This window comes from Phytobacter sp. RSE-02, assembly GCF_040578655.1.
Taxonomy (GTDB): Bacteria; Pseudomonadota; Gammaproteobacteria; order Enterobacterales; family Enterobacteriaceae; genus Phytobacter; species Phytobacter diazotrophicus.
Genome location: NZ_JBEULY010000009.1, coordinates 14,463 through 34,901 on the forward strand (window position 1 = coordinate 14,463; position 20,439 = coordinate 34,901).

21 protein-coding genes are annotated in these 20,439 nt (G+C 53.8%); 17 read left to right on the plus strand and 4 right to left on the minus strand.

Features of this window, described 5'->3' with window-relative positions; translation table 11 throughout:
- The first annotated feature begins 231 nt into the window (after positions 1 to 231).
- The 5 genes from malK to ubiA all read left to right on the plus strand — a co-directional run bounded on the left by malK (position 232) and on the right by ubiA (position 5,390).
- Positions 232 to 1,341, plus strand: coding sequence for a maltose/maltodextrin ABC transporter ATP-binding protein MalK (malK, locus tag ABU190_RS18155; RefSeq protein ID WP_039077921.1), 1,110 nt, complete (start codon positions 232 to 234; stop codon positions 1,339 to 1,341).
- Between the two features lie 109 nt (positions 1,342 to 1,450).
- Positions 1,451 to 2,758, plus strand: a complete 1,308-nt coding sequence (locus ABU190_RS18160) for a maltoporin (RefSeq protein WP_354692064.1) — start codon at positions 1,451 to 1,453, stop codon at positions 2,756 to 2,758.
- 108 nt (positions 2,759 to 2,866) lie between these two features.
- Positions 2,867 to 3,832 carry a maltose operon protein MalM gene (malM, locus tag ABU190_RS18165; protein ID WP_354692065.1) on the plus strand — a complete coding sequence of 322 codons (966 nt, stop codon included), beginning with the start codon at positions 2,867 to 2,869 and terminating at the stop codon, positions 3,830 to 3,832.
- 179 nt (positions 3,833 to 4,011) lie between these two features.
- Positions 4,012 to 4,509 carry a chorismate lyase gene (gene ubiC / locus ABU190_RS18170; protein WP_039077918.1) on the plus strand — a complete coding sequence of 166 codons (498 nt, stop codon included), beginning with the start codon at positions 4,012 to 4,014 and terminating at the stop codon, positions 4,507 to 4,509.
- 11 nt (positions 4,510 to 4,520) lie between these two features.
- Positions 4,521 to 5,390, plus strand: a complete 870-nt coding sequence (gene ubiA / locus ABU190_RS18175) for a 4-hydroxybenzoate octaprenyltransferase (protein WP_354692066.1) — start codon at positions 4,521 to 4,523, stop codon at positions 5,388 to 5,390.
- A gap of 117 nt (positions 5,391 to 5,507) precedes the next feature.
- On the opposite strand, the gene plsB is transcribed toward ubiA, so the two are convergent.
- The gene (gene plsB / locus ABU190_RS18180; RefSeq protein WP_354692067.1) at positions 5,508 to 7,928 is read right to left on the minus strand and encodes a glycerol-3-phosphate 1-O-acyltransferase PlsB; all 2,421 of its coding nucleotides are present in this window, start codon (positions 7,926 to 7,928) and stop codon (positions 5,508 to 5,510) included.
- 130 nt (positions 7,929 to 8,058) lie between these two features.
- On the opposite strand from plsB, the gene ABU190_RS18185 reads away from it, so the two are divergent.
- On the plus strand, positions 8,059 to 8,427 hold the full coding sequence (locus tag ABU190_RS18185) for a diacylglycerol kinase (protein ID WP_079497650.1): 369 nt from the start codon (positions 8,059 to 8,061) through the stop codon (positions 8,425 to 8,427).
- A gap of 108 nt (positions 8,428 to 8,535) precedes the next feature.
- Positions 8,536 to 9,150, plus strand: a complete 615-nt coding sequence (gene lexA / locus ABU190_RS18190; RefSeq protein WP_039077914.1) for a transcriptional repressor LexA — start codon at positions 8,536 to 8,538, stop codon at positions 9,148 to 9,150.
- Here the strand turns inward: lexA and ABU190_RS18195 are convergent.
- The gene (locus tag ABU190_RS18195; RefSeq protein WP_354692068.1) at positions 9,125 to 9,313 is read right to left on the minus strand and encodes a hypothetical protein; all 189 of its coding nucleotides are present in this window, start codon (positions 9,311 to 9,313) and stop codon (positions 9,125 to 9,127) included. The two genes, lexA and ABU190_RS18195, sit on opposite strands and share 26 nt — an antisense overlap.
- 97 nt (positions 9,314 to 9,410) lie before the next feature.
- Here ABU190_RS18195 and ABU190_RS18200 point away from each other — a divergent pair, with 97 nt between their 5' ends.
- Positions 9,411 to 9,620, plus strand: coding sequence for a CsbD family protein (locus tag ABU190_RS18200; RefSeq protein ID WP_039077936.1), 210 nt, complete (start codon positions 9,411 to 9,413; stop codon positions 9,618 to 9,620).
- A 100-nt stretch (positions 9,621 to 9,720) separates the two neighbouring features.
- Here the strand turns inward: ABU190_RS18200 and zur are convergent, their stop codons facing one another.
- Positions 9,721 to 10,242, minus strand: a complete 522-nt coding sequence (gene zur / locus ABU190_RS18205) for a zinc uptake transcriptional repressor Zur (RefSeq protein ID WP_354692069.1) — start codon at positions 10,240 to 10,242, stop codon at positions 9,721 to 9,723.
- Between the two features lie 272 nt (positions 10,243 to 10,514).
- Here zur and traF point away from each other — a divergent pair, with 272 nt between their 5' ends.
- The 3 genes from traF (at position 10,515) to pspG (ending at position 13,307) form a co-directional block, all read left to right on the plus strand.
- Entirely contained in the window at positions 10,515 to 11,831 is a 1,317-nt protein-coding gene (traF, locus tag ABU190_RS18210; protein ID WP_354692070.1) for a conjugal transfer protein TraF, read from the plus strand.
- 83 nt (positions 11,832 to 11,914) lie between these two features.
- Positions 11,915 to 12,913: a tRNA dihydrouridine(20/20a) synthase DusA gene (gene dusA, locus ABU190_RS18215; RefSeq protein ID WP_354692150.1), complete on the plus strand. Its 999-nt coding sequence runs from the start codon at positions 11,915 to 11,917 to the stop codon at positions 12,911 to 12,913.
- Between the two features lie 151 nt (positions 12,914 to 13,064).
- The gene (gene pspG / locus ABU190_RS18220; RefSeq protein WP_039077907.1) at positions 13,065 to 13,307 is read left to right on the plus strand and encodes an envelope stress response protein PspG; all 243 of its coding nucleotides are present in this window, start codon (positions 13,065 to 13,067) and stop codon (positions 13,305 to 13,307) included.
- 276 nt (positions 13,308 to 13,583) lie between these two features.
- Here the strand turns inward: pspG and ABU190_RS18225 are convergent, their stop codons facing one another.
- On the minus strand, positions 13,584 to 14,567 hold the full coding sequence (locus tag ABU190_RS18225; RefSeq protein ID WP_039077906.1) for a quinone oxidoreductase: 984 nt from the start codon (positions 14,565 to 14,567) through the stop codon (positions 13,584 to 13,586).
- 58 nt (positions 14,568 to 14,625) lie between these two features.
- On the opposite strand from ABU190_RS18225, the gene dnaB reads away from it, so the two are divergent.
- The 6 genes from dnaB (at position 14,626) to ABU190_RS18255 (ending at position 20,429) form a co-directional block, all read left to right on the plus strand.
- On the plus strand, positions 14,626 to 16,032 hold the full coding sequence (gene dnaB, locus ABU190_RS18230; RefSeq protein ID WP_039077905.1) for a replicative DNA helicase: 1,407 nt from the start codon (positions 14,626 to 14,628) through the stop codon (positions 16,030 to 16,032).
- Positions 16,033 to 16,156: 124 nt separating this feature from the next.
- Positions 16,157 to 17,236, plus strand: a complete 1,080-nt coding sequence (gene alr, locus ABU190_RS18235; RefSeq protein WP_354692071.1) for an alanine racemase — start codon at positions 16,157 to 16,159, stop codon at positions 17,234 to 17,236.
- A gap of 220 nt (positions 17,237 to 17,456) precedes the next feature.
- The gene (tyrB, locus tag ABU190_RS18240; protein WP_354692072.1) at positions 17,457 to 18,650 is read left to right on the plus strand and encodes an aromatic amino acid transaminase; all 1,194 of its coding nucleotides are present in this window, start codon (positions 17,457 to 17,459) and stop codon (positions 18,648 to 18,650) included.
- 183 nt (positions 18,651 to 18,833) lie between these two features.
- Entirely contained in the window at positions 18,834 to 19,538 is a 705-nt protein-coding gene (gene aphA / locus ABU190_RS18245; RefSeq protein WP_108702192.1) for an acid phosphatase AphA, read from the plus strand.
- 103 nt (positions 19,539 to 19,641) lie between these two features.
- Positions 19,642 to 20,058: a secondary thiamine-phosphate synthase enzyme YjbQ gene (locus ABU190_RS18250; RefSeq protein WP_354692073.1), complete on the plus strand. Its 417-nt coding sequence runs from the start codon at positions 19,642 to 19,644 to the stop codon at positions 20,056 to 20,058.
- Positions 20,059 to 20,060: 2 nt separating this feature from the next.
- Complete coding sequence (locus ABU190_RS18255; protein ID WP_039077900.1) at positions 20,061 to 20,429, plus strand: MmcQ/YjbR family DNA-binding protein; 369 nt, start codon at positions 20,061 to 20,063, stop codon at positions 20,427 to 20,429.
- The last annotated feature ends 10 nt before the right edge of the window (positions 20,430 to 20,439 follow it).

Genomic DNA, 20,439 nt, shown 5'->3' on the forward strand with positions numbered 1-20,439 from the left:
GTTTCTTTATGTGTGTCAGCGCACATAAAAACACACCGATTTTTGCCGTCTGCGTCACGAAAATCGCCTCAGCCCCCGGCAACGCGGGGCAGACTCGTCCCTCTCATCCTCCCGTCTCCTCCCCCATAAAAAAGCGAGGGGGTGGAGGATTCGCCAGCGTTATCAATAGCCCATAGTCAGCCCATCTTGAATGTTTCTGTAAGTGACAGGTTGTAACGAAGGGAGAGGGGCATGGCGAGCGTACAGCTGCGGAATGTAACGAAAGCCTGGGGCGATGTGGTGGTGTCAAAAGACATCAATCTCGACATCCACGAAGGAGAATTCGTGGTGTTTGTCGGTCCGTCAGGCTGTGGGAAGTCGACGCTGCTGCGCATGATTGCGGGTCTGGAAACCATTACCAGCGGCGATTTGTTTATTGGCGATGCTCGTATGAACGATATCCCACCCGCCGAGCGCGGCGTGGGCATGGTGTTTCAGTCTTATGCACTTTATCCGCACCTTTCCGTGGCGGAGAACATGTCATTCGGCTTAAAGCTGGCCGGGGCGAAAAAAGAGGTCATCAACCAGCGGGTCACCCAGGTAGCAGAAGTCCTGCAACTGGCGCATTTGTTGGAGCGTAAACCGAAAGCCTTGTCTGGCGGCCAGCGTCAGCGCGTGGCAATTGGTCGTACGCTGGTGGCAGAACCGCGCGTTTTTCTGCTGGATGAACCGCTTTCCAACCTCGATGCCGCGCTGCGTGTGCAGATGCGTATTGAGATTTCGCGTCTGCATAAGCGCCTCGGCCGCACGATGATTTACGTCACCCACGATCAGGTAGAAGCGATGACGCTCGCTGACAAAATCGTGGTGCTGGACGCCGGTCGCGTCGCGCAGGTGGGTAAACCGCTTGAGCTTTACCACTATCCGTCAGATCGCTTTGTCGCCGGGTTTATTGGTTCGCCAAAAATGAATTTCCTGCCGGTGAAGGTAACGGCCACCGCCATTGAACAAGTCCAGGTCGAGCTGCCTAACCGCCAGCGGGTCTGGCTGCCTGTCGACAGCGCCAATGTGCAGGTCGGCAGCAATATGTCACTCGGTATTCGTCCTGAACACCTGCTGCCAAGCGACATCGCTGATGTCACCCTGGAAGGCGAAGTTCAGGTCGTCGAACAGCTAGGCCACGAAACGCAAATTCACATCCAGATCCCCGCCATCCGTCAAAACCTGGTCTACCGCCAGAATGACGTGGTGTTGGTAGAAGAGGGGGCCACATTCGCTATCGGCTTGCCGCCAGAGCGCTGCCATCTGTTCCGCGAGGATGGTACGGCCTGTCGTCGGTTGCATAAAGAGCCGGGCGTTTAAGGTCTCCCATTAAAAAAGCAAAACGCCAAACCGTTCGCGGTTGCAGCCAACGAAGAGGCAGCCCGAGAGGTGAGGTGTTTAAAGAAAAGCAATGATCTCAGGAGATAGAATGATGACTACTCTGCGCAAAGTTCCACTGGCAATCGCCATCGCCGCGGGCATTTTGTCTGCTCAGGCGGGCGCTGTCGATTTTAAAGGCTATGCCCGTTCGGGTATTGGCTGGACCGGCAGCGGCGGCGAGCAGCAGTGCTTCCAGGCCACCGGTGCTCAAAGTAAGTATCGTCTTGGTAACGAATGCGAAACCTACGCCGAACTGAAACTGGGCCAGGAAGTATGGAAAGAAGGCGACAAGAGCTTCTACTTCGATACCAACGTAGCCTACTCCGTTGCCCAGCGTAATGACTGGGAAGCGACCAGCCCTGCGTTCCGTGAAGCCAACGTTCAGGGTAAAAACCTGATCGACGCGCTGCCGGGCTCCACCATCTGGGCAGGTAAACGCTTCTATCAACGTCATGACGTTCACATGATCGACTTCTACTACTGGGATATCTCTGGTCCTGGTGCAGGTCTTGAAAACGTTGATGTTGGCTTCGGTAAATTCTCTTTAGCAGCAACCCGTTCGTCTGAAGCGGGTGGTTCCGGTACTTTCGCTGACCGTGACTCGTTTGGTAATCGCGTGTATGACAATCTGGTGCCGAACGATGTCTTCGACGTGCGTTTAGCGCAAATGGCTGTCAACCCTGGCGGTACGCTGGAGTTTGGTGTGGATTACGGTCACACCAACCTGCCGGACAAATATGATCTGGCGCCGGGCGCATCGAAAGATGGCTGGATGTTCACCGCTGAACATACCCAGAGCATGATGAAAGGTTACAACAAGTTTGTACTGCAGTACGCAACAGACTCCATGACCTCTAACGGTAAAGGTATTCCGCAGGGCGGCAGCATCAACAACAACGGTTCACTGTGGCGCGTGCTGGATCACGGGGCAATCAGCCTCGCTGACAACTGGGACCTGATGTATGTCGGTATGTACCAGGACATCAACCGTGACGACAACAACGGTACCAAGTGGTGGACCGTGGGCGTACGTCCTATGTACAAATGGACACCGATCATGAGCACCCTGCTGGAACTGGGTTATGACAACGTCAAATCCCAGCGCACCAGCGACACCAACAACCAGTACAAAATCACCCTGGCCCAACAGTGGCAGGCTGGCGACAGCATCTGGTCTCGTCCGGCAATTCGTCTTTTCGCAACCTACGCGAAGTGGGATGAGAAATGGGGCTATGCCAGCGAAAACGGTAATGGTTACACCTCTGGCGTAGCGTATCGCGATACCTCCGCGAAAACCTTCAGCCGTGGTGATAACGACGAGTGGAGCTTCGGCGCCCAGATGGAAATCTGGTGGTAATTCTCACCACCTGACGTACCGAAACAAGAGGGGCGCAAGCCCCTCAATTCTTCGAGACAGTGCGCTATTGCCGGGCGTTAGTTGTCTCTCGTAAAGAAGGTGATAACAATGAAAATGAAAAAAAGTTTCGTCGCCCTGTGCCTGACCGCGGGTTTACTCGCCGCAGCGCCTGGGGTTAGCTTCGCAGATGTTAACATCGTCCCGCAAAATACCACGGCGGCGCCGGCCATTCCGGCTTCCGCACTCCAGCAACTGAGCTGGACGCCTGTCGATCAAAGCAAAACACAAACGACCGAACTGGCCACTATGGGCCAGCGCCTGAATGTAGCGGGGATCAGTGGCCCGGTGGCCGCCTGGAGCGTCCCGGCGAACATCGGTGAACTGACGCTCACGCTCAGCAGTGAAGTGAATAAACAAACCAGCGTTTTTGCGCCCAATGTGTTGGTTCTTGACCAGAACATGTCACCTGCCGCGTACTTCCCCAGCAGCTTCTTTACCTATCAGGAGCCGGGAGTGATGAGTGCCGACAGGCTGGAAGGGGTGATGCGCCTGACGCCTGCGCTGGGCCAGCAAAAAATCTATCTGCTGGTCTTCACAACCGAAAACGATCTGCGCCAGACCACCAAACTGATGGACCCGGCCAAATCCTACGCCAAAGGAACGGGTAACGCGGTACCGGATATCCCCGATCCGATAGCCCGTCACGTTACTGAGGGCGTGGTGAAACTGAAAGTGAAAACCAACAGCGGTTCCAGCGTGCTGGTTGGCCCGTTGTTTGGTTCATCCGGACCAGGACCGGTGACGGTGGGTAACACCGCCGCGCCTGCCACAGCTTATAGCGCACCGGCGGCCTCACCTGCTGCGGTGGCTGCCGCGCCGACCTCTGCGCCTGCACCTGCCGCGAAAAGTGAGCCGATGCTGAATGACACTGAAAGCTATTTCAACCAGGCCATTAAACAGGCCGCTGCAAAAGGTGATATCGATAAGGCCCTGAAATTACTGAATGAAGCTGAGCGTCTCGGGTCTACATCCGCCCGGAAAACCTTTATCAGCAGTGTAAAAGGCAAGGGGTAACCGTCTCCCCGCAATGCTGATGTTTGCAACAACTGGTGCGTCGCCTGACGCACCCTTTTTTCTGGCGCAACGACGCTGTTGCATATCTGTTGCGCTTATGAAAACTGAATGAAGTTCCCCGCACGAGGCAGCCTGTTCTGCGATACAATAATGTGACGTTATGTATTGGAGAGTAAGGCATGTCACACCCCGCGCTTACGCAACTGCGTGCGCTACGCTATTTTGACGCACTTCCCGCGCTCGACCCGCAGCAACTGGACTGGCTGTTGCTGGAAGATTCCATGACGAAACGTTTTGAGCAACAGGGGAAACAGGTGTCTGTGACGCTTATCCAGGAAGGGTTTGTGACGTCCGATATGCTTGATGGCGAGCGCCATTTGCTGCCTGACGATACGCGGTACTGGCTGCGGGAGATCCTGCTGTGCGCTGACGGCGAACCCTGGCTTGCCGGGCGAACCGTGGTGCCGGAGTCTACGCTGACCGGGCCGGAACTTGCGCTGCAGAAGCTGGGTACCACGCCGCTTGGGCGTTATCTCTTTACATCATCTACGCTGACACGAGATTTTATTGAAGTTGGTCGCTATGACACGCTGTGGGGAAGACGCTCCCGCTTGCGCCTGGGGGGGAAACCTCTCCTGCTGACCGAACTGTTTTTGCCTGCGTCACCGCTGTACTAAGAGGAAAAAAAATGGAGTGGAGTCTCTCGCAGAATAAGCTGCTGGCCTTTCATCGACTCATGCGCACGGACAAGCCCATTGGTGCGTTGCTGTTGCTCTGGCCAACGCTGTGGGCACTGTGGGTTGCAACGCCGGGCGTTCCTCCCCTGTGGATCCTGCTGGTGTTTGTGGCAGGGGTCTGGTTGATGCGTGCGGCAGGCTGTGTGGTAAATGACTATGCGGATCGTAAATTTGACGGCCATGTGAAACGTACGGCCAATCGTCCGCTGCCTAGCGGGGCGGTTACGGAAAACGAAGCGCGCGTACTGTTTGTGGTATTGGTGGTGCTGGCGTTTGCACTGGTGTTGACGCTTAACACGATGACCATTCTGCTCTCCGTTGCGGCGCTTCTGCTTGCCTGGGTTTATCCGTTTATGAAGCGTTATACCCATTTGCCGCAGGTGGTGCTGGGGGCGGCGTTTGGCTGGTCGATTCCGATGGCGTTTGCCGCAGTGAGTGAGTCGGTACCGCTGAGTTGTTGGGTTATGTTTCTTGCCAATATCTTGTGGGCGGTGGCCTACGATACGCAGTACGCCATGGTGGATCGCGACGATGATCTGAAAATCGGTATCAAGTCGACCGCTATTCTCTTTGGACGCCACGATAAATTAATCATCGGCATATTACAGGTGGCGGTGCTGGCGCTGATGGTGGCGATCGGTGCGCTCAATGGCTTAGGCTGGCAATTCTACGGGGCGGTTATTATTGCGGGGGCGCTGTTTGTTTATCAGCAGAAGCTGATTGCGAATCGCGATCGCGACGCCTGTTTTAAGGCGTTTATGAATAATAACTATGTGGGGCTGGTACTGTTTATCGGTCTCGCGGCAAGTTACCTGGCGTAATTCACCTCTTCCCGGATGCGGCGTTGCCTTATCGGGGCTACCTTAAGCGCCAGGCTCAGCGTAGCCCCGATAAGCAAAGCGCATCGGGGACGTTATTCCCGGATGCGGCTGCTTTATTCACTCTGCCTGGGTTGCGCTCTCAATCGTCAAGCGCACATCAGAGGTAATCAGCTCAGCTAACAGTTGATACACCGCCAGCGTCTGCTCAGGCTCGGCATCTCCGGTATCGCTGATATACCCTTCGTCACGCAGCGTCAGCACCAGGGTGCTGAATACCGCCTTATCGAAGAATTCCGGCGCATTGATGCCGTGCAGAACAGACAGACGCTGTGCCAGCGTGCGGCTCTCTTTCTCCAGCGTACTGCGGTTCATTGCCGGATTGGCGCTCAGCAGCCAGAAGGTGATGGCATAGCGTTGCAGCGTTTCGCGCGCACCCGCCGCCAGCAGTTGCAGAGTACGGGAATGTGCCGGGCTGATATAGAGCTGGCCATCTTTCATAGTGATCAGCCCCTGGCGCAGCAATTCCTGAGCAAGGCTTTCCAGCACGCCTGCCAGTTCTTCTTTTTCCCAACGTAAGAACAGTTCGGCTTTCAGCATCGGGTAAAGCAGTTCAACATGGCGCAGCATTTCGTCCTGAGAGATATGACGATGCTGGGTAATAATGGCCGCCATCAGCGAGGGCAACATCAGCATATGCGCAATGTTGTTGCGGTAGTACGTCATCAGAACCGCCTGCTCGCGCGGCAGAATGATGATATCGCCAATCGTGTCTTTCTCTACTTCGAACTTGTTCATCTGCAACGCATGCTCAATAAGCGCGTCCGCACTTACGGTGGGTACCGTTGTGTCGGCGGCATAGGGCACATTGCGCATCAGGTTGAGGTAGCAATTCAACTGCTCGGTGAGCTGTTCACGGGTCAGAGAACGCTGGCGAGAGGCCAGAAGCGCGGTACAGCAGAGGTTCATGGCGTTTGCCGCCCCGGCATTGTTAATGCGTACCATCAAATCGGCAGCAATAGCGTTCACCGTCGGCGTCAGCCAGGCAGGACGTACCGCTTCGATAGGATCGATAGACTCGCGCCATTCCGGCACCCGGTGATTCAGGTAGTTCATCAGCGGGATAGGCTCGCCGAAGTTCACATAACCCTGACCGAGATTACGCAGCTTACTTAAACCGCGTATCATCTGGGCAAAACCTTCTTTCTCTTTCGTCGCGCCGCGCAGCTCTTTGGCGTAAGTCCCCACTTCCATGACATGCTCATAACCAATGTAGATTGGCACCAGCGTGATCGGACGGGTACCTCCGCGCAGCATGGCCTGAATCGTCATAGAAAGCGTGCCGGTCTTCGGATCCAACAGACGGCCCGTACGGGAGCGCCCGCCTTCAACAAAGTATTCCACTGAGTAGCCACGGTTAAACAGTTCGCCCAGATACTCGCGGAAAACGGTCGAATAGAGCTTATTACCCTTAAAGGTACGGCGAATAAAGAACGCGCCCAGACGACGGAAAATGGGGCCCGCCGGCCAGAAGTTCAGGTTGATCCCGGCGGCAATATGCGGCGGTACCAGCCCCTGGTGATAGAGCACGTAGGAGAGCAGCAAATAGTCCATATGGCTGCGATGACAGGGCACATAGACAATTTCATGGCCATCATGGGCGAGCTGACGAACACGCTCCGCGTTATGCACATTAATGCCCTGATACAGACGGTTCCAGGTAAAGCCGAGGATACGGTCTGACAGACGGATCATCTCGTAGGAGAAGTTCGCCGCAATCTCTTCCATCAGCGCAATTGCATTTTGTTGCGCTTTATCATGGGAGATTTTTTTGCTGCGCGCTTCGTCTTCTACGGCGCGAGCGATGGCTTTGGAGGAGAGCAGCTTATTAAACAGGTCCTGACGGGCAGGTAAACGCGGTCCCACGGCGGCCAGGCGCTGACGGGCAAAGTGCATACGCGCTACGCGCGCCAGCTTTTGCGCAATGGTTTTGTCCGTGCCGTGCTCGGTTGCCATACGACGCAGCGAAACCGGCGGGGAGAAACGCACAAAGCTGTCGCGGCCAAGCCACGAGATCGCGAAAAATTTCTGAATACCGTTTAGCATACGCAGCGGCGGGTTGACCTCGCCCTTTTCGCGACCTGGAGAACGGCCGAACATCATCGACACAGGCACCATCTGAACATCCAAATCGGGATGGCTGCGGTGCAGATCGAGATAGTCATGGAATAGCTTGATCGACTCTTCTTTCGGCGTGTACCAGGTAAAGACACGCGGTCCACCGTGAATAAAGATATAACGCGGCAGCTCCGCTCCGTCGATTTCAAGCGGTTCGAGGGGGTCGGGCAAATCGTGTGCCAGACACTGAGCGCGCAAGGTCAGCAAATCTGCCTTCGAGTTATAAGGCAAAACGTACATAATAGGGCGCGACGTATCGAGCCCTAATTCCTGGGCGGGTTCCGCCGGGATAGACTTGCTTTTTACCAGCACGCTTAATGGTAAATTAAGTAATTTGTAGTAAATTCGTGGCCAGCCGGACATAAACGATGTAAAGCCTCTGGTTAATAATGCCATTGCGCGGCAAGAATATCAGAAAGTCCGCAGAATTTCTTTTCTACCTCTATAAGCTTACATAGACATTGACGTTCATTACATAAAAAGGTTGTTTTTGATGGCCAACAATACCACTGGAATTACCCGCATCATTAAAGCGGCAGGCTATTCATGGAAAGGGGTGCGCGCAGCGTGGATTAACGAAGCTGCTTTTCGTCAGGAAGGTGTTGCGGTCGTTATTGCCATCATCATTGCGGCTTTTCTGGATGTAGATGCGATTACGCGCGTTCTGCTGATTGGCTCTGTCGTACTGGTGATGATTGTGGAAATCCTTAATAGTGCGATTGAAGCCGTGGTTGACCGTATTGGGTCTGAATTTCACGAACTCTCGGGGCGTGCGAAAGACATGGGGTCTGCTGCGGTATTGATGGCCATTCTCCTGGCACTGTTTACCTGGGTTTCTCTGCTGTGGGGCTATTTTCGATAGCGCTTCCAGAAATGCGTTAAGTCCGCGTTTTTTGCTTAATTTTGGTTTCAAAATCGCCTTTAACTGTATATACTCACAGCATAACTGTATATACACCCAGGGGGCGGAATGAAAGCTTTAACGGCCAGGCAGCAAGAGGTGTTCGATCTGATTCGCGATCGAATCAACCAGACAGGTATGCCGCCGACGCGTGCGGAGATCGCGCAACAGTTGGGGTTCCGTTCCCCAAACGCGGCAGAGGAACACTTGAAAGCGCTTGCGCGTAAGGGTGTTATCGAGATTGTATCCGGCGCGTCTCGCGGTATTCGTCTGTTGCTTGAAGAGGAAGAGGATATTGGGTTGCCGCTTATCGGGCGCGTCGCTGCTGGCGAACCTTTGCTGGCGCAACAGCACATTGAAGGGCACTATCAGGTCGACCCTTCTCTCTTCAAACCTAACGCTGATTTTCTGCTGCGCGTAAGCGGTATGTCGATGAAAGATATCGGCATCATGGATGGCGATCTGCTGGCGGTGCATAAAACCCAGGATGTTCGCAACGGGCAGGTTGTTGTAGCGCGTATTGACGATGAAGTGACAGTCAAGCGGCTGAAAAAGCAGGGTAATACCGTGCAGCTATTGCCTGAAAACAGTGAGTTTTCCCCTATTGTGGTCGACCTGCGCGATCACAACTTCACCATTGAAGGTCTGGCGGTTGGCGTTATCCGCAATGGTGAATGGCTGTAATAGCCTTCTGAGCCGTGGCGGCATGCCTGCTGTCACGGTTGCTTGCTTTTCCTGACAAAGCTTTAACCTCTTTTTTATCCCTCTGATCTCGCTCGGTTTTGCTCCGCATATCTATTCCGGTAATTTGCTTTCCGATGGTTAAAAATTCCGAATAAAGAATCATGGCCGCTATCCTTAACTACAATAATTATCACGTTCAGGATATTAAGAGCGTAACGAAAGGAATAACGCTGTTCATGACCAATGATGAGGAGACGACGATGAATAAAGACGAAGTCAGCGGCAACTGGAAACAATTCAAAGGTAAAGCGAAAGAACAGTGGGGTAAATTGACCGACGATGATATGACCATCATTGAAGGTAAACGCGACCAGTTGGTCGGTAAAATTCAGGAACGCTACGGCTACGCCAAAGATCAGGCAGAAAAAGAAGTCGTGGATTGGGAAACGCGGAACGATTACCGCTGGTAGCCTTCACATCCCCCCAATGTGTAACCCTCAATGGCTACCCTGCCCGAACGGTACATGGATGTACCACCCTCGATTGCCTTTCCTGCTTAAAAGAGAAAAATCACGCCTGGCGCGATTTTTTTTTCAACTGAATTGTGTGGTCATGATGACATTCGCCGGGATGTCGACACGCTTCAACTTCCGCGCAATCAGCGCATAATCCATGTGCTTCTATGACATTATGGCGCAGCGCAAAACCGCGTTTTGCCGCCAGCGCATGCATGATGTCTTCCACGCCCTCCGCTTGCTCCTCTTTTACCACACCACAACGGTCACAGATAAACATCGCGGACGTGTGCGTCGGCTGATCGAAAAGATGACAAAGTACGTAGCTGTTAGTGGACTCTACTTTATGCACAAACCCTTGCTCTAAAAGGAAATCCAGCGCGCGATAGACGGTAGGAGGTTTGGCTTGCGGTTCTGCCTCACGCAGAAGATCGAGCAGGTCATAAGCGCTGATTGCCCCCTGCTGCAGACTCATCAGGCGTAACACTTCGAGGCGCTGAGGAGTCAGGCGCACATTGCGTTGCACACACAGTTTTTCGGCCTGCGCGAGCATCTCTTGCGAAGTGGACTTATCCATAGGCGTTCTCTCATGAAATGGCAATATAAGGCCCCACTTTACCATGTTCTGTACAAAACGCCGAGATCACGACCGCGCCTTCACCTTTCGCAATCGCCATGTGTCTTCTATAAATATTGATGGTCACTTCATATAACAACATCTTCTGTAACGATTTATTACATTCAGTAGAAATAGGATATTTTTTGGATGTTATTCGCAGCAATAGAGCCTCCCTGTCCATGTCACAACTAACAGGGTAATAAAACTCATTTGATTACGAGACGCATACTGTGAAAAACAATCTTAAACTTTCGGTGGTCGCTATCGCTGTCTCCTTTTTCGTGGCAAATCAAGCCGGAGCGGCAAATACCTGGGCAGAGGCACGTAATGATGCGATGGGGGGAACAGGTGTTGCCTCCGCAAATTACGGCAGTGGTGCATTCATTAACCCGGCGTTGCTGGCAAAAGCAAAACCGGAAGACAATGTTACGGTCATCTTACCGACCGTGGGTGCGCGCATAACTGATGAGGACAACCTGCGTGATGAAATTGATGATATCAGTAATAAGATCGATTATTACAAGGACATAGTTAATAACCTCACCTTGCGGGAAGTGCTGCTTAACCCCGTTAGTACTGTTGATCAGTTCCAGTCAGCGGCAAAAGATCTGGCGGATTCGCTTGATTATCTGGAGGGTAAAACCGCGAGTGCGAATGCCGGGGCCGGTATCGCCGTCACGATTCCTAACGATGTGCTGTCTGTTGCCTTTGTGACCAAAGGTTACGCGCATGCTCGCGTCAATTCGAATATTGATCAGGACGATATCACCTACCTTCGCAATATCCAGAACAGTGATACGGTAGCCACAGGCGTTGCCCTGGGGGCAGTACTTTCACCTAATGGCTCAGGCGAAATCACAAAAAATCTTAACTCCACGGCATCAGGCCGTGCGGCCATCATTACGGATTTTGGTATCGCCATGGCGCACCAGTTTGACGTGGGCGGTGTTCCGCTTTCCGTGGGCGTTACGCCAAAACTGCAAAAGTCGTGGATCTATAACTACACCACATCGATTTATGATTACGACAAAAACCAATGGAACAACAGTAAGTACCGCAAGGACGACACGGGCTTTAACATTGATGTTGGCCTGGCGGCAGATTTAACAGATAACGTCACTGTCGGTCTGAGTGGACAAAACCTGGTCTCGCGTAACATCGACACCAAAGATGTATTTATCACCAATGGCAGAACCGGTGAGGTTAAAAACTACAAAGATACCTACCAAATAAGCCCATTAGTCACCGCGGGTGCGGCGTGGCATAACGATCTGCTGACGCTAAGCGCTGATGGTGATCTGACGGAAACCAAAGGCTTTAAGAGCGAGAAAAACTCGCAGTTTGTTGGCGTCGGTGCGGAGGTTCGTCCTCTGAGTTGGCTGGCGGTTCGTGCCGGTTATCGCGCTGATGTCAAAGGCGATGAAAGCAACGTCTTCACCGGCGGTGTCGGTTTTGCGCCATTTAACCGCGTGCACGTTGATTTTATGGGGTTAGTGGGTGAGAACAAAACCTGGGGTGCCGGTGCGCAGTTGAGCATGACATTCTGATGCACAATCGGAGGCCTTGCGCCTCCGGTTTTTCTTTGTGCTATAGTAGCGCCCCTTTTTTACCTAAAGCCTATTTATTCGCCATGTCGCCAGAAAATCAGCCTGCTGCTTATCCTGCTCACCGTTTCTCCATTGCGCCGATGCTCGACTGGACGGATCGCCATTGCCGCTATTTCCTGCGCCTGCTTTCACGCCATACGCTGCTCTATACAGAGATGGTGACGACGGGAGCTATTATTCATGGCAAGGGCGACTATCTGGCATACAGCGAAGAAGAACACCCGGTAGCATTGCAGTTGGGGGGGAGTGACCCGGCGCAGCTTGCGCATTGCGCGAAACTGGCAGAACAGCGCGGTTATGATGAGATCAACCTGAACGTAGGTTGCCCGTCCGATCGCGTGCAGAACGGCATGTTCGGCGCGTGCCTGATGGGCAATGCGCAACTGGTGGCCGATTGCGTCAAAGCGATGCGCGACGTGGTATCCATTCCGGTGACGGTGAAAACCCGCATCGGCATTGACGATCAGGACAGCTACGAATTTCTCTGCGATTTTATCAGCACGGTTTCCGGCAGGGGCGAATGTGAGATGTTTATCATCCATGCGCGTAAAGCCTGGCTTTCCGGCTTAAGCCCGAAAGAGAACCGTGAAATCCCCCCGCTGGACTACCCACGTGTCTACCAGCTTAAACGCGATTTCCCGCATCTCACCATGTCGATTAATGGCGGTATCACTTCGCTGGAGGCGGCCAAAACCCACCTGGAGCATATGGATGGTGTGATGGTTGGACGCGAGGCGTATCAGAATCCGGGCATTCTGGCGCGTGTTGATCGGGAAATATTCGGCGCGGATGCGGTGGATGCGGATCCTGTAGCAGTGGTTCGGGCAATGTATCCCTATATTGAGCGTGAACTGCAGCAGGGGACCTACCTCGGACATATTACCCGCCATATGCTGGGCCTGTTCCAGGGGATCCCAGGGGCGCGCCAGTGGCGTCGCTATCTGAGCGAAAACGCACATAAAGCCGGGGCCGACGTCTCAGTGCTGGAACACGCGCTGAGTCTTGTGGCAAACCGCGAATAATTTCGCTAAAAAATGGTCAAATTCACCAGGCTCTGCATCACTATGCGGGGCTTTTTCTTTTATAAATCAATAAACTAAAAGTGGCACGCTTCTTGTAATGCATTTGGTAAGTCATCGTCCCGATGCCATTATCTGTTTACCAGGAGACGCCATGTTGGAATTACTGTTTGTTATCGGCTTTTTTGTTGTGCTACTTGCCACCGGTGTTTCATTGCTGGGTATTCTGGCTGCACTGCTGGTGGCAACCGCAGTGATGTTTTTGGGCGGCCTTTTTGCGTTGATGATCAAGCTGTTGCCCTGGCTGTTACTGGCGGTTGCGGTGGTGTGGATTATCCGGGCAGTCAAAACGCCAAAAATTCCTCAATATCAGCGCAATAACCGTTGGCGTTACTAAAGTATTGAGTACTTGATCACAACCTCGACACTTTTCCGGGCGCTTTGCTAAGAACCGAATAGGATTTACTTATCAAATCTGTCACTATCGCCGCGTTAACGAATTCATCGAGCTGTACCCTACATACAGCCGAACTAAAAAAAGAATGGGCTTCCTTCGGGAAGCCCTAATTCTTTCTACCGACGCCACACTTCAGGCCGTAGATACATTACCTGCGCTCATTCATCCCGTTCACTGACTTGAGTAAGCACCCAGGCCGCCGCCTGCCTGCAACGTTTACGGAATCAACAGGCTCGACCCTTGCGTTGCGCGGCTTTCCAGAACCTCGTGTGCGCGTCGTGCGTCGGTGAGGGCAAATTTCTGCGATTGCGCCACTTCCACTTTGATCACGCCGCTGGCAATCAGCGAGAACAGTTCATTGCTGGCCTCTTCAAGCTCTTCGCGATTTGTTACGTAGCCGTTGAGGGAAGGGCGGGTCGCATACAGCGAACCTTTCTGGTTGAGAATACCCAGGTTGACGCCTGATACCGGTCCGGAGGCGTTACCAAAGCTCACCATCAGGCCACGGCGCTGCAGGCAATCGAGGGAGTCTTCCCAGGTGTCTTTACCCACCGAGTCATACACGACGCGGACTTTTTTCCCGTTGGTTATCTCTTTTACGCGCTCAACAATGTTTTCTTCGCGATAGTTAATCACCTGCCATGCGCCAGCCTGTAAGGCCCGCTGTGCTTTCTGCGCGGAGCCGACAGTACCGATCAATTTTGCCCCCAGCGCCTTCGCCCACTGGCAGGCAATCAGCCCTACGCCACCCGCCGCCGCATGGAACAGGAATGCTTCATCAGGTTTAATTTCGTACGTTTTGCGCAGCAGATAAAAGACAGTGAGCCCTTTCAGGAAGGAGGCAGCCGCCTGCTCGAACGAGATGGCATTGGGCAGAATAGCGACTTTGTCTGCCAGGACATTGTGCACGGAGCTGTAGGCACCAAGCCCGGATTGGGCGTACACCACGCGATCGCCCGCTTTGACATGTTTGACGCCAGAACCCACTTTACTGACCACGCCAGCCGCCTCGGTCCCCAGACCGCTCGGCAATGACGGGGGTGGATACAGCCCACTGCGAATATAGGTGTCGATATAATTAATCCCTATGGCTTTGTTTTCGACCTGGACTTCATTTTCCGCCGGATCGGTGGGATTAAACTCGACAGCTTGCAATACCTCAGGGCCACCATGCTTGTGAAATTCAATTCTTGTCGCCATGCTTCCTCCCGAATGATAATCTTTCGAACCATTCATTACGTTGGTAACTCCATTCACTATGGCAGGAAATAAACCCTTCAACAAACAGACTGAACCCCGCGATTTTCAGGTCGAGGGGATGAAAGTGCCGCCCCATTCCATTGAAGCGGAACAGTCGGTGTTGGGCGGTTTAATGCTGGATAACGAGCGCTGGGACGATGTTGCCGAGCGCGTTGTGGCGGATGACTTCTACACCCGCCCGCATCGCCATATCTTTACTGAGATGCACCGTCTACAGGAGATGGGTAAACCCATTGACCTGATTACGCTGGCAGAATCGCTGGAACTGCAAGGGCAGTTGGATATCGTCGGCGGCTTTGCTTATCTGGCTGAACTGTCCAAAAACACGCCAAGTGCGGCGAACATCAGCGCTTACGCAGACATCGTGCGTGAACGTGCCGTTGTGCGCGAGATGATCTCCGTTGCCAATGAGATCGCCAATGCGGGTTTCGACCCTCAGGGGCGCACCAGTGAAGACCTGCTCGACCTTGCTGAGTCACGGGTTTTCAAAATTGCGGAAAGCCGCGCCAATAAAGACGAAGGCCCGAAAAACATCGCGGATGTGCTTGAGGCGACCGTTGCGCGTATTGAGCTGCTGTTCCAGCAGCCTCACGACGGCGTTACTGGCGTGAATACGGGCTACGATGACCTCAACAAGAAAACGGCGGGTCTGCAGCCATCAGATCTGATCATTGTCGCCGCGCGTCCATCCATGGGGAAAACCACCTTTGCGATGAACCTCGTTGAAAACGCGGCGATGTTGCAAGATAAACCGGTTCTCGTCTTCAGTCTTGAGATGCCCTCAGAGCAGATTATGATGCGTTCTCTGGCCTCCCTGTCACGTGTGGACCAGACGCGCATTCGTACCGGTCAGCTTGATGACGAGGACTGGGCCCGTATTTCCGGCACCATGGGCATCCTGCTGGAAAAACGCAATATCTATATTGATGACTCGTCCGGCCTGACGCCGACCGAGGTGCGTTCCCGTGCCCGACGTGTTGCCCGTGAGCATGGTGGGATCGGGCTTATCATGATCGACTACCTGCAACTGATGCGCGTGCCGTCGCTGTCCGACAACCGTACTCTGGAGATCGCGGAGATTTCCCGCTCTCTGAAAGCACTGGCGAAAGAGTTGCAGGTGCCGGTTGTTGCGCTGTCGCAGCTTAACCGCTCACTGGAACAGCGTGCGGATAAACGCCCGGTCAACTCCGACCTGCGTGAGTCCGGCTCTATCGAGCAGGACGCCGACTTGATCATGTTTATTTATCGTGATGAGGTTTATCACGAAAACAGCGACTTAAAAGGGATCGCTGAAATCATTATTGGTAAGCAACGTAACGGCCCGATCGGTACGGTACGTTTGACCTTTAACGGACAGTGGTCCCGTTTTGATAATTATGCGGGTCCACAATACGACGACGAATAATCCTCGTCATCCTTTGAGCTGCAGCGGTGTTGGCTACGTCCCCGGAGATGCATGGCCTTGCCGCCTTGCTGCAACTCAAATGATTTAGAGGATGGTTTATTTTTCTTAAAGGCAAGGAATTCAAATGCAAGCGGCAACTGTTGTAGTCAACCGCCGCGCTCTGCGACACAACCTTCAACGTCTGCGCGAACTGGCTCCCGCCAGCCGCCTGGTTGCGATTGTGAAAGCGAACGCCTACGGACACGGTCTTCTTGAGACCGCGCGAACGCTCCCCGATGCCGATGCTTTCGGCGTCGCCCGTCTCGAAGAGGCCCTTCGCCTGCGTGAGGGGGGCATTACCCATCGCATCCTGTTGCTCGAAGGGTTTTTTACCGCTGACGAGCTCCCTCTGGTGTCTGCTCACCATCTTGATACGGTGGTGCATAGCGTGGAACAACTCACGGCGCTGGAAGTGGCGCATCTGGATGAGCCTGTTACCGTGTGGATGAAGCTTGATACCGGTATGCACCGTCTGGGCTTTCACCCGTCTGAGGCCGAGGCGTTTTACCAGCGTCTGAGCCAGTGCAAAAATGTGCGCCAGCCGGTGAATATTGTCAGCCACTTTGCCCGTGCCGATGAGCCGGACTGTGGTGTGACAGAACGTCAGCTCGATATTTTCACCACCTTTAGCGACGGCAAACCGGGGCAGCGTTCTCTTGCTGCATCCGGTGGCACGCTGCTGTGGCCGCAGGCCCATTTTGACTGGGTGCGCCCCGGCATCATTCTGTATGGTGTTTCGCCGCTTGATCGCCACCCGTGGGGGGAAGATTTTGGCTTCCAGCCCGCGATGACGTTGACCTCCAGCCTGATTGCCGTGCGCGAGCATAAAGCGGGGGATGCGGTCGGTTATGGCGGAACCTGGGTGAGTGAGCGCGACACGCGCCTTGGGGTGGTGGCGATGGGCTATGGCGATGGTTATCCGCGTTCGGTGCCGTCTGGTACGCCTGTGCTGGTTAACGGTCGCGAAGTCCCGATTGTTGGTCGGGTGGCGATGGATATGATTTGCGTCGATTTGGGCCCGGATGCGCAAGATACCGCCGGAGATCCGGTAGTGTTTTGGGGGGAAGGTTTACCCGTCGAGCGCATTGCGGAAGCCACCGGGATCAGTGCCTATGAATTAATTACGCGCCTGACATCGCGCGCTGCCCTGAAATACGTCGATTAACGCAGCGTCGACTCTCCCCGGATGCGGCGCAAGCGCCTTATCCGGGATATGATTTTGCCCGCGCTGGCGTTTGGTTTTCTCCCTCTCCCTGTGGGAGAGGGCCGGGGTGAGGGCATCAGACGACATTGCCCGAACTCAGTACACACATCCCGCTCGACCTTCTCTCGCTTCCGGTTTATTGTGTCTTATCCTTCCTACTGTAAACCTGGAGAACCACCTCGTGTTTCAAAAAGTTGACGCCTACGCTGGCGACCCCATCCTTAGCCTGATGGAGCGTTTTAAAGAAGACCCGCGCAGCGACAAAGTTAACCTCAGCATCGGGTTGTATTACAACGAAGATGGCATCATCCCGCAGCTACAGGCTGTTGCCGAAGCGGAAGCCCGCCTCAATGCCCAGCCGCAGGGTGCGTCTCTCTATCTGCCGATGGAAGGTCTGACTACTTATCGCCACACCATTGTGCCGCTATTGTTTGGTGCGGAACATCCGGTGGTGGCGCAAAAACGCGTTGCAACGATCCAGACACTGGGCGGCTCCGGTGCGCTCAAAGTGGGTGCTGATTTCCTGAAACGCTACTTCCCGGAGTCCGGTGTGTGGGTCAGCGATCCCACCTGGGAAAACCATGTCGCCATTTTTGAAGGCGCGGGCTTTAAGGTCAGCACCTATCCCTGGTTCGACAGTGAAACCAATGGCGTGCGCTTTACCGCGCTGCTGGAAAAACTCGCTACCCTGCCGGAGAAGAGCATCGTTCTGCTGCATCCGTGCTGCCACAACCCAACCGGTTCAGATTTAACGAATGCGCAGTGGGATGAGGTGGTAAACGTGCTGAAAGCCCGCAACCTGATTCCTTTCCTCGACATTGCCTACCAGGGCTTTGGCGGCGGTATGGAAGAAGACGCCTATGCGATCCGGGCGATTGCTAATGCGGGTTTACCAGCGCTGGTCAGCAACTCGTTCTCCAAAATTTTCTCACTCTATGGCGAGCGCGTAGGCGGTCTCTCCATTGTCTGCGAAGATGCGGAAACGGCCTCTCGCGTCCTGGGGCAGTTGAAAGCGACGGTGCGTCGTAACTACTCCAGTCCGCCGAATTTCGGTGCGCAGGTTGTTGCGACGGTGCTCGGCGATACGGCGCTGAAAGCCTCATGGCTGGCAGAGGTCGAGACAATGCGTACGCGCATACTGGCTATGCGTCAGGAACTGGTGAACGTGCTGAAAGAGGCCGTTCCGGGGCGAAATTTTGACTATCTGCTTAAACAGCGCGGCATGTTCAGCTACACCGGTCTGAGCGCTGCACAAGTTGATCGTCTGCGTGAAGAGTTTGGTGTCTACCTCATTGCCAGCGGGCGTATGTGCGTTGCCGGGCTTAATAGCCGCAATGTGCATCGCGTTGCTCAGGCATTTGCTGCTGTAATGTAAACGACGCATATTTTCCTCCCGTCAGGGAGGAAAATGGCGCGATCCTGCTACAAATATTCCGGTTTATGATGATGAAACCGCAGAAACGCCTTTCTTTCACCCGTCCCTGAGGGTATGGTCAGAGAGCTTTTTGATGCTTAGCACGCTATCTGACAATAACGGACTGAAAATTTAGGGATAAACATGCGAAAGTTCACATTAGCCCTCTGCTTATCGTTTTCGCTCACCGGTGCTTTCTTTGCTCAGGCTTCTACGCCGACTCCGGATAGCACTGGCACCAACGTTGCCAAACTGGCCGAACAAGCGCCCATTCACTGGGTCTCCGTCGCACAGATCGAACACAGCCTGGTGGACCGCCCTCCGATGGCCGTCGGGTTTGATATCGACGATACGGTCCTGTTTTCCAGCCCCGGCTTTTGGCGCGGTAAAAAAATGTACTCCCCGGACAGTGAAGCCTATCTCCAGAACCCAGAGTTCTGGGAAAAAATGAACAACGGCTGGGATGAGTTCAGTATTCCTAAAGAGATCGCACGGGCGCTGATCGCGCTGCATGTGAAACGCGGCGACAGCATTTACTTCATTACCGGACGCACGCAGACGGCGACGGAAAGCGTGACCAAAACCTTGCAGGACGATTTTTTGATTCCGGCGGCGAATATGAATCCGGTGATTTTTGCCGGCGTGAAAGACGGGCAGAACAGCAAGACGCAGTGGCTGGCCGACAAGCAAATCAAAATCTTTTACGGCGATTCGGATGAAGACATTACGGCGGCGAAAGCGAGTGAAGCCCGCCCGATACGTATCCTGCGCGCTTCGAATTCAACCTACCGCCCGCTGCCACAAGCCGGGGCGTTTGGTGAAGAGGTGATCGTAAATTCCGAATATTAAGATTGAATTGTTGTTTTTTTAAGCAAATCTGTTCTGTCGGGTTTTACCTTTCGCCGACTTGCTGCACACTTAAAAAGATTCGTCTTTTAAAAGGAAGCAGCAGATGTGGTATCAACAGACTCTTGTTCTCGGGGCAAAACCCCGGGGTTTTCATCTGATCACTGATGAGGTGCTGGGGCAGATCCATGATCTGTCCCGCATCAGAACAGGCTTGTTGCATCTGCTCCTCCAGCATACTTCCGCTTCTCTCACCCTCAATGAAAACTGTGACCCCACCGTACGTCACGATATGGAGCAGCATTTTCTGCGAGCGGTGCCGGATAACGCCCACTACGAGCATGACTACGAAGGCGCGGACGATATGCCTTCGCATATCAAGTCTTCCATGCTGGGTGTGTCGTTATTACTTCCTGTCGCCAGCGGGCGCGTTCAGCTTGGGACGTGGCAGGGGATTTGGCTGGGAGAGCATCGTATCCACGGCGGTTCGCGAAAAATCATCGCGACGCTACAAGGGGAATAAAGATGACAATTTCGGAGTTATTGCAGTATTGCATGGCGAAGCCGGGTGCAGAGCAGAGCGTACACAGCGACTGGAAGGCCACGCAGATAAAAGTGTCTGACGTGCTGTTTGCGATGGTGAAAGAGGTGGAAGGCCGCCCGGCTGCGTCCTTGAAAACCAGCCCGGAACTGGCTGAACTACTGCGTCAGCAGCATAGCGACGTGCGCCCAAGCAAACACCTGAACAAAGCGCACTGGAGCACCGTCTATCTCGACGGTTCGCTACCGGATTCACAGATTTACTACCTTGTGGACGCCTCATACAAACAGGCGATAGAACTGTTGCCTGAACAGATCAGGCAACAGCTTTACTCCGCATCATCCAGGGCGTAATTCAGCCCGG